This is a genomic window from Arsukibacterium sp., from assembly GCF_033721375.1.
GTDB lineage: Bacteria > Pseudomonadota > Gammaproteobacteria > Enterobacterales > Alteromonadaceae > Alishewanella.
In genome coordinates this window covers 660,474-669,607 of sequence record NZ_JAWWAP010000001.1, presented here as the reverse complement: position 1 = coordinate 669,607, position 9,134 = coordinate 660,474, and the positions used below count along the sequence as shown (strand labels likewise).

Here is a 9,134-nt window from a genome sequence, read left to right as displayed (position 1 = left end):
TGAGCAATGTAGTACACCGCCGATACCCACGCCGCGTACCATTCATGGCACGCCTTGCCGGCTCGGCCGTCCCGGGGCCTCGCTTTCGACACTGAAATAGCTCCATGTCTTCGCTATTTCCGGGCGCGTCTCAACCACAGCCCCTGCGGGGTGTGGCATTGTGCTGACCCTCCCTGTCAGCATCGCTTCGCGACTTGCCTGCGGCAGTCCAAAACTGCTCCAGGCAGTTTTGTCGCCATGCGAGAGTAGGGCGACCACATGCAACAAAAACGTCCGGAACGTTATGCACCACAACATCCTTGTTGCTCGCCTTCGGCAGCAGAGCTGTGCAAAACGGCCATCCTGCCGTTTTGTGAGACAGCTTCAGCTGGCCGCGTAGCGGCGAACCCCAGGGATGGGGTGAGCAATGTAGTACACCGCCGGCTTATCTCTGTCTTTGCCCGCTTAAGCGCAACTCTTTCACCTCGCTGCAAAAATAGGCTAGTATCATCTGACAATTTTCAACCAATGGATATTCAGATGAGTTTAACCAAGCTAACAAGCTGTCTGTGTTTGACAACAGCGCTGTTATTCAGCCTTTCTGGCTTTAGTGTTGCCGCTAAGCCGCTGCAATATGAAGATGTGTTTGAACTTGAATTTGTATCTGATCCTCAGCCAAATGCCAGCGGCGATAAGATTGTGTTTGTGCGCAACTGGATGGATAAGCAAGCAGATCGTCGGCGTATGACGTTGTGGTTAAGCTCTGCCGACGGCAAGCAGCTTGAGCCGTTAACAGATAAAGATATCAATGCCAGTTCGCCCCGCTGGGCACCGGATAATAAACGTCTGGCGTATATTGCCAATGGTCAGATCCATATTAAATGGCTGGATTCAGGTCGGACATCGCAGCTGGGGCAATTAACTCAGAGCCCTGCCAATGTAAGCTGGTCACCTGATGGCAACTGGCTGGCCTTTAGTATGTTTACGCCAAAACCGGCTAAGTCACCGGTAACCCTGCCTGGCAAGCCGGAAAACGCAGATTGGGCTAAAGCCGCAGTTTATATTGACAGTAAACAGTATCGGGTTGATGGTGCCGGCTATACCAAATCAGGTTTCCGGCATATCTACATTATGCCTTCATCCGGCGGTTCAGCCATTCAGTTGACTGAGGGCGATTTTAATCATTCTGGTACAATTAGCTGGGCAAATGATAGTAAAGCGGTATATTTTTCAGCCAATCGCCATCCTGAGTGGCAGTCTAAACCATTAAACAGTGAGCTTTTTAAGCTAACGTTGAACGACCGTAAGTTAACCCAACTGACCGATCGTAATGGCCCTGATAACAGACCGTTATTATCGCCTGATGGTAAACAAATAGCCTATGTCGGTTTTGACGATCGAAAACTGGCCCATCAGGCTAATCGGTTGTATGTGATGAATATTGACGGCAGTAATATCCGCAACTTAACTGAGGATCTGGATCGTTCTATTGATGATTTTCAGTGGCTAGCCAACAGCAAAGCCTTATATATCTCTTATGATAATGAAGGTAAAGGTATTCTGGCTGAACAAGCCTTATCCGGTAAACGCAGCATTATTACTGCAGATTTGGGCGGAGGCTCCTATGGCCGGCCGTACAGTGGTGGTCAGTTTACTGCAGCAAATAACGGCCTGGTTGCCTACACTCAGATGAGTAGCCAGCAGCCGGCTGAGCTGGCGGTAATTATTAAAGGTAAAAAGCGGACTTTAACCGAATTGAATGCTGATCTGCTGTTTGCGCGGGATATCGGTAAGGTAGAAGAGTTTTGGTACAATTCAACAGCAGATCAGCGTAAGTTGCAGGGCTGGATTATCTTTCCGCCAGAGTTTGACCCAAAACAACAATATCCGTTAATCCTGGAGATCCATGGCGGTCCGCATACGGCATACGGCCCGCATTTCGCGATGGAATTGCAGTTAATGGCTGCTAAGGGTTACGTCGTGCTTTATACCAACCCGCGTGGCAGCACCAGTTACGGTGAAGATTTTGCAAACTTAATCCATCATAATTACCCCAGCCAGGATTATAACGATCTGATGGATGGGGTTGATGCAGTAATTGCTAAAGGTTTTATCGACGAAAAAGAGTTATTTGTTACCGGGGGCAGTGGTGGCGGAGCGCTAACGGCCTGGATAGTTGGCCACACCGACCGTTTTGCCGCTGCAGTATCGGTAAAGCCGGTTATTAACTGGATTAGTTTTGTATTGAACGCAGATATGTACAGTTATTTCAGCCAATACTGGTTTCCTGCGATGCCGTGGGAAAATCCGGAGCATTATCTGAAGTATTCACCTATAAGCTATGTAGGCAATGTTAAAACGCCTACTATGCTGATGACAGGTGAGGCTGATCATCGTACGCCAATCTCAGAGACTGAACAGTTTTATCAGGCGTTGCAACTGCTTGACGTTGATACTGCTATGGTAAGGATCCCTGAAGCATCACATTCGATATACAGCCGGCCAAGTAACTTAATGGCAAAAACGGCCTATATTCTGTACTGGTTCGAAAAATATCGGCAGGATAATAGCGGTACAGATAACAAAGTCAGTACTGATAAGGCGGCACAATAACACAGATAAGCCCGGTAGCCAGACGATCGGGCTTATGTCAGGATAAGCGTTTTCTGAAACAGGATGCTCGTTTTATATGCAGTTGAATGCGTTAGTACAGCTTTTTGCTTTACCTTTGGAGCGGCTTTTGTATAATGGCGCCTCCAACGCTAGGGGCATAGTTCCAATTGGTAGAACAGCGGTCTCCAAAACCGATGGTTGGGGGTTCGAATCCCTCTGCCCCTGCCACTTCTCTTGATTATGAATATATCAGCAAGCCAGGCTCAGTTACTCCGACAGCTTAATATTAAGCCACTGCAGCGCCGTGATTGCTTCTTTGCTGGATCCCCAGACCAGACTGCAACATTAGCCGCTGATACCGCAACCTTACTGCAGCCGGAAGACGGTTTATTAAGCCGCGATATCAGGCAGCTGTTAGCACAAACTTCAATCTCTGACTGGTTGCTCAATCCTGCTGCAAGCCAAAGCGTACTTACCGAAAACGGCAGCGTCCTGGTTACGCCAATACTTAATACATTACAACACCCTGCAGCAAAGCAACAACTCTGGGCATTGCTGCAACAGCAATTAGTTAATGATGCTGATTAAACCCCTGACTGTTACCGATATTCCAGCCTTGCTGGCCATAGAAACGCAGGCCAATCGCTATCCATGGACTGAAGGTGTTTTCAAATCCTGCTTCGGTAGTCAGTATTTTAATTTTGGTCTGTTCGCTGATGAGCAGTTGCTGGGTTTTTATTTTGGCCAGTTTATTGCTATTGAAAGTCAGTTGTTTAATATCTGTGTCAGCAGCGATCAGCAAGGTAAAGGGCTGGGCGGCCAGTTGCTTAGCCATTTTATTGCCCAGTCCGAGCAGCGTGCTGCGACAGAAGCCTGGCTGGAAGTCAGAGCCTCAAATCTGTCTGCTATTCATTTATATCAGAAGCATGGTTTTATCGAAGCAGGCTGCCGGCCAAACTACTATCGCAGCGCTACCGGTATGGAAGACGCAATAATGATGTGCTTGCCGCTGCGCTTTGCAAATTAATCCCACGCTGTGCCAGCGCCAGTGATGCTGCTATAATCCCCGGCAATTATTTTCTTTGTTTTGTCAGCCAGCACTCTGGTTGTTAACTGATATTGGATACCATGACTAAAGATAAATTTCTGCATGAAATAGACAGCAGACGGACTTTCGCTATTATTTCGCACCCGGATGCCGGTAAAACCACTATTACTGAAAAAGTGCTGCTGTTTGGACACTTGATCCAAAAAGCCGGCACGGTAAAGGGTAAAAAGTCAGGCCAGTTCGCGACCTCTGACTGGATGGAAATGGAAAAAGAGCGCGGCATCTCTGTTACCACCTCGGTAATGCAGTTTCCTTATAACGATTGTCTGGTCAATCTGCTTGACACCCCCGGCCACGAAGATTTCTCGGAAGATACTTATCGTACCTTAACGGCCGTGGATTCCTGTTTAATGGTTATCGATGGCGCCAAGGGTGTTGAAGACCGCACAATTAAACTGATGGAAGTTACCCGGCTGCGTGATACGCCTATTATTACCTTTATGAACAAGATGGACCGGGATATTCGCGACCCTGTCGATTTGCTCGATGAAGTGGAAAGCGTATTAAAAATTGCCTGTGCGCCTATTACCTGGCCAATTGGTTCGGGCAAGGAGTTTAAAGGCGTTTATCATATTCTGCGTGACGAAGTTATTTTGTATAAATCAGGCATGGGTCATACCATCCAGGATTTAGACGTTATTAAAGGTCTGGATAACCCGGAACTGGATAAACGGATTGGCTATTTCGCTGGACAGCTGCGTGATGAAATGGAGCTGGTACAGGGTGCCAGTAATGAATTTGATCAGGAGCTGTTTTTAAAAGGCGAGTTAACGCCGGTGTTTTTTGGTACGGCCCTTGGTAACTTCGGTGTTGACCATATGCTGGATGGTCTGACTCAGTGGGCGCCCAAGCCACAGTCTCGTCTTACGAATAGCCGTACCGTTGAGCCTGCTGAGAGCGGCTTTAGTGGTTTTGTCTTTAAAATTCAGGCCAATATGGACCCGAAACACCGTGATCGGGTTGCATTTTTGCGAATTGTTTCCGGTAAGTATGAAAAAGGTATGAAGGTACGGCATGTCCGGATTGGTAAAGATGTGTTGATCCCACAGGCGCTGACATTCCTGGCCGGCGATCGGGAGCATCTGGATGAAGCTTATCCCGGTGATATTATAGGGTTACATAACCACGGTACCATTAAAATTGGCGATACCTTCACCACCGGTGAGGATATGCAGTTTAGCGGTATTCCTAACTTTGCCCCTGAGTTGTTCCGCCGCATTCGCTTACGCGATCCGTTAAAACAAAAGCAGCTACTTAAGGGCCTGGTGCAATTATCAGAAGAGGGGGCGGTCCAGGTATTCCGGCCCCTGGACACTAATGATTTAATCGTGGGGGCAGTCGGTATATTGCAGTTTGATGTGGTTGTCAGCCGTTTAAAATCTGAATACAACGTTGATGCCCTGTATGAGAGTGTCAACGTGGCAACGGCGCGCTGGGTATACAGCGACGATGGTAAAGCGTTGCAGGAATTTCAGAATAAGGCCAGTGCTAATCTGGCGCTGGATGGTGGTGATAACCTGACTTATATCGCGCCGACGATGGTGAATCTGAACCTGGCAACAGAGCGCTATCCGAAAATTTCTTTCCAGAAAACCCGTGAACACTGACAGGCTGGTGATATGAATATTAAGCAACTACTAAGTGAACGAACGTTAGCCGGCTTTACTGCGTTAGGTTTACCGGAAGGTACCAATCCGGCTGTTACCCAAAGCACCCGGCCTGAATTTGGTGAATATCAGATAAATGGCGCTATGGGCGCTGCAAAGTTAATGAAAACCAACCCCAGAGAACTGGCCGGCAAGCTGCTGGCATCACTGGATCTTGATGATATTGCTGAAAAAGCTGAGATAGCCGGCCCGGGTTTTATCAATGTAACCCTTAAAGCTGACTGGCTGGCACAGCAATTATCGCTGGCTGCTGCAGATAAGCGCCTGGGGGTAAGTATTAACCCGCAGCCGCAAACGGTGGTGGTAGATTACTCGGCGCCTAACTTAGCCAAAGAGATGCATGTTGGCCATTTACGTTCCACCATTATTGGTGATGCTGTGGTTCGCTCGCTGGAGTTCTGGGGCGATAAAGTTATCCGGCAGAACCATATGGGCGATTGGGGCACCCAGTTTGGTATGCTGATCGCCCATCTGGAAGATAAGCTGGCGGCAGGTATTGATTTAGAGCAGGTTGCACTGGCGGATCTGGAAGACTTTTATCGTGAAGCGAAAAAGCGCTTTGATGATGAAGCCGGCTTTGCCGATAAATCGCGCGATTATGTCGTAAAACTGCAAAGTGGTGACAGCCACTGTCAAAAATTGTGGCAATTGTTTATTGATACCTCAATTAAGCACAGTGATGAGGTATATCAGAAATTAAACGTGACATTGAAACATGCTGATATTAAGCCGGAAAGTGCTTATAACAGTATGTTGCATGGCATTATTGACGATTTAAAACAAAAGAAGCTGGCCGTCGAGAGTATGGGCGCGCTGGTGGTGTTTTTAACCGAACTTGCCGACAAAGAAGGCAATCCGTCGCCTTTTATCGTTCAGAAAACCGGTGGTGGCTTTTTGTATTCCACTACCGATTTAGCGGCCTGCCAGTATCGGAGCCATCAGTTATCAGCCGATCGGATAATTATCTTTACCGATGCCCGCCAGGCGCTGCACTTTAAGCAGGTGGAACTGGTGTCACGCAAAGCAGGCTATCTGCGCGATAGCACAGCCTATGATCACTGCCCCTTTGGCACCATGATGGGTGAAGACGGCAAACCTTTTAAAACCCGCAGCGGCGGAACCGTTAAACTGGTAGATTTGCTGGACGAAGCCGTGGTGCGTGCCAAAGCTGTTTTGGCAGAGAAAGTAACAGACTTAAGCGCAGCAGATATTGCTGACATTGCTAACAAGGTTGGCATTGGCGCTGTTAAATTTGCTGATTTATCAAAAAACCGTACCAGCGACTATATTTTCAGCTGGGATGCGATGCTCAGCTTTGAAGGTGCAACAGCTCCCTATTTGCAATACGCCTATACCAGGGTGCGCAGTATTTTGCGTAAAGCAGACGTCGCTGACGATTTTACGGCGCAAATCCTGTTGGATTCAGCCCAGGAAAAACAGTTGGCAGTGAAGTTACTGCGGCTGGAAGAAACCCTGCAGATGGTGATAAAAGATGCCCAGCCTAACTTGCTGTGTAACTACCTGTATGAGCTGGCCAGTTTGTTTATGAGCTTTTACGAAGCCTGCCCGGTGCTCAAAGAGGGCGTTGAACCAGAAATACGGGACAGCCGTTTAATGCTCAGTATATTAACATCCAAAATACTGCAGCAGGGGCTGGACTTGCTGGGTATTGAGGTAATGGAGCGTATGTAATGAAAATTGACGATATTCGCCGCAGTTACACTAAGGATCGGCTTGATGCAGACAAGCTTAATCCTGATCCGATTGCCCAGTTCGAGTTGTGGCTGCAAGATGCCATAACGGCAGAACTACCGGATCCGACGGCAATGTGTGTGGCGACTGCCGATCAGCAAGGCCAGCCATCACAACGGCTGGTCCTTTTAAAAGATGTTAATCATGATGGCTTTACCTTTTATACCAACCTTGGCAGTCGCAAAGCTACCGAGCTGGGGGAAAACCCCAGGGTTTGTCTGCATTTTCCCTGGCACCCCCTGGAGCGGCAGGTTATTGTTTATGGTACCGCTGAACGGGTGGCAAGCTCGCAGGTAATGAAATATTTTGTGTCGCGGCCTAAAGAAAGTCAGCTGGCCGCCTGGGCATCAGAACAAAGCCGGCCGGTGTCGACCCGCCAGGCCTTGCTGCAGAAATTTGCAGAGATAAAACACAAGTTTCAACACGGTGAGGTGCCACTGCCATCATTTTGGGGCGGCTTTCTAGTGCGCCCTCATAAAATAGAGTTCTGGCAGGGGGGGGAGCACCGGTTACATGATCGCTTTATGTACAGCAAAAGCGACAGTGATAAGCCATGGCACATTGAAAGGTTATGTCCTTAAATAGCGCAGCAGCCGCGCCTTTAAAACTATTTGACAGCCACTGTCATCTCAACTTACCTGAGCTGGCCACAGCGCAAAGCTGGCACTGGCAACAGGCACAAGATGCCGGGGTGGCTGCGCTGGTGATCCCGGCAGTCGAGCAGGCAGCCTGGCATAATCTGCTTAAACTATACAGTGAACAACCCGGCTGGCATATCGCACTGGGAATTCATCCCTGGTGGGCTGTTAAACACAGTTTGGCAGACGTAAATACCCTTGCGGTATTGATGGAACAGCATGCTGATAGCGTTTGTGCCATCGGTGAAATAGGTCTGGATTTTGCGCTGCCTGAAAATACCTTTACGATGCAAAAACGGCTATTTGCGGCGCAATTGGCGGTCGCTAAATGTCATACTAAGCCCGTTATTCTGCACCATCGGAAAAGTCAGCCACAATTGCTGGCTGAGCTGAAACGACAACAATTTTCCGAAGGCGGTATTTTACATGCGTTCTCTGGTAGTCAGCAGCAGGCTGAAGCGTTTCTGGATCAGGGTTTTAAGCTGGGAATTGGCGGCACTATTACCTTTGAACGGGCACAGAAAACCTGTAATACCGTAAAAAAACTGCCATTAAGCAGTTTTGTACTGGAGACAGATGCGCCTTCTATGCCGCTTGCCGGTGAGCAGGGTAAGATTAATACCCCTGCGCATTTGGCCAAAGTATTCGAAGCCTTTTGTCGGCTACGTAGCGAAAATCCTGAGCAGTTGGCCGAAGCGCTGTGGCAGAATACTGAGCAGGTGTTAAGGCTTGGTTAAACGAAAGCCCTGCCTTGAGAAGCGCGAGAAGCTGCGGCGCAGCAAATAGCCTATCAGGCCGGTTAACAACAATAGTAATAGCAGGTGGTGCATCAATTGCTGCCAGCGGGCAAAGCTGGGGTTGAGTTTGGTATCCGGTTGCAGGCTGATTTTAATATAGCCAAGCAGCTGCTGCTCATTACGGATTTCCTGCACCAGCGGCACTAAGGGCTGACTGGCAAACTTACCATACATGACTCTGGCGGCCGCACTGGCTTCCGACCAGCTGATACGCACGCCATTGCTGTCGTAAAATACCACATCATATAAAAAAGGACTGGCAGCAATATTGCGGGTCAACTGTTCCAGACCATCAAGCTGATCATGCTCAATCAGGTAAGCTGCAGCCTGCGATAAAGTAAGCAGATTTTCACGCATCAGTTGCTCAGCCTGATTTTGCAAAATAGCCTGGCCCTGATAGCTGGTTTTTACCCAGCTGTGCAATACAAACCAAATGCCCGCTACCGCAATAGCTAATTGAACCAGCTTAATAAAACTTGAAGTGGAGCTTGGTATTGCGATATTGTTCTGCATATTTTTTTAAACAAACAACTGCTGCTGGCCCGGATGCGCTAAGCATGCCATGGTATTAACTTCAAGT

Annotated in this window: 8 protein-coding genes and 1 tRNA gene; 8 read left to right on the top strand and 1 reads right to left on the bottom strand. The window is 48.4% G+C overall.

Translation table 11 applies throughout. The features are described 5' to 3' along the window. Positions 1–519 precede the first annotated feature (519 nt). The 8 genes from R3187_RS03095 (at position 520) to R3187_RS03060 (ending at position 8,494) form a co-directional block, all read left to right on the top strand. Complete coding sequence (locus tag R3187_RS03095) at positions 520–2,592, top strand: S9 family peptidase (RefSeq protein WP_318965230.1); 2,073 nt, start codon at positions 520–522, stop codon at positions 2,590–2,592. A gap of 151 nt (positions 2,593–2,743) precedes the next feature. Continuing rightward, a tRNA-Trp gene (locus R3187_RS03090) sits at positions 2,744–2,820 on the top strand. A 12-nt stretch (positions 2,821–2,832) separates the two neighbouring features. Further along, positions 2,833–3,180, top strand: coding sequence for a hypothetical protein (locus R3187_RS03085; protein WP_318965229.1), 348 nt, complete (start codon positions 2,833–2,835; stop codon positions 3,178–3,180). Beyond that, a complete protein-coding gene (rimI, locus tag R3187_RS03080) occupies positions 3,167–3,619 on the top strand; it encodes a ribosomal protein S18-alanine N-acetyltransferase (RefSeq protein ID WP_318965228.1) in 453 nt (150 codons plus the stop codon). The genes R3187_RS03085 and rimI overlap by 14 nt, the downstream gene beginning before the upstream one ends. A gap of 101 nt (positions 3,620–3,720) precedes the next feature. After that, positions 3,721–5,307: a peptide chain release factor 3 gene (gene prfC / locus R3187_RS03075; protein ID WP_318965227.1), complete on the top strand. Its 1,587-nt coding sequence runs from the start codon at positions 3,721–3,723 to the stop codon at positions 5,305–5,307. Between the two features lie 12 nt (positions 5,308–5,319). Then, positions 5,320–7,059: an arginine--tRNA ligase gene (argS, locus tag R3187_RS03070; RefSeq protein WP_318965226.1), complete on the top strand. Its 1,740-nt coding sequence runs from the start codon at positions 5,320–5,322 to the stop codon at positions 7,057–7,059. After that, complete coding sequence (gene pdxH, locus R3187_RS03065) at positions 7,059–7,700, top strand: pyridoxamine 5'-phosphate oxidase (RefSeq protein ID WP_318965225.1); 642 nt, start codon at positions 7,059–7,061, stop codon at positions 7,698–7,700. Before argS ends, pdxH begins: the two co-directional genes overlap by 1 nt. Beyond that, entirely contained in the window at positions 7,691–8,494 is an 804-nt protein-coding gene (locus tag R3187_RS03060) for a TatD family hydrolase (RefSeq protein ID WP_318965224.1), read from the top strand. The genes pdxH and R3187_RS03060 overlap by 10 nt, the downstream gene beginning before the upstream one ends. Here R3187_RS03060 and R3187_RS03055 read toward each other — a convergent pair. Then, entirely contained in the window at positions 8,480–9,067 is a 588-nt protein-coding gene (locus R3187_RS03055; RefSeq protein ID WP_318965223.1) for an AhpA/YtjB family protein, read from the bottom strand. The genes R3187_RS03060 and R3187_RS03055 overlap by 15 nt on opposite strands. Positions 9,068–9,134: the final 67 nt, after the last annotated feature.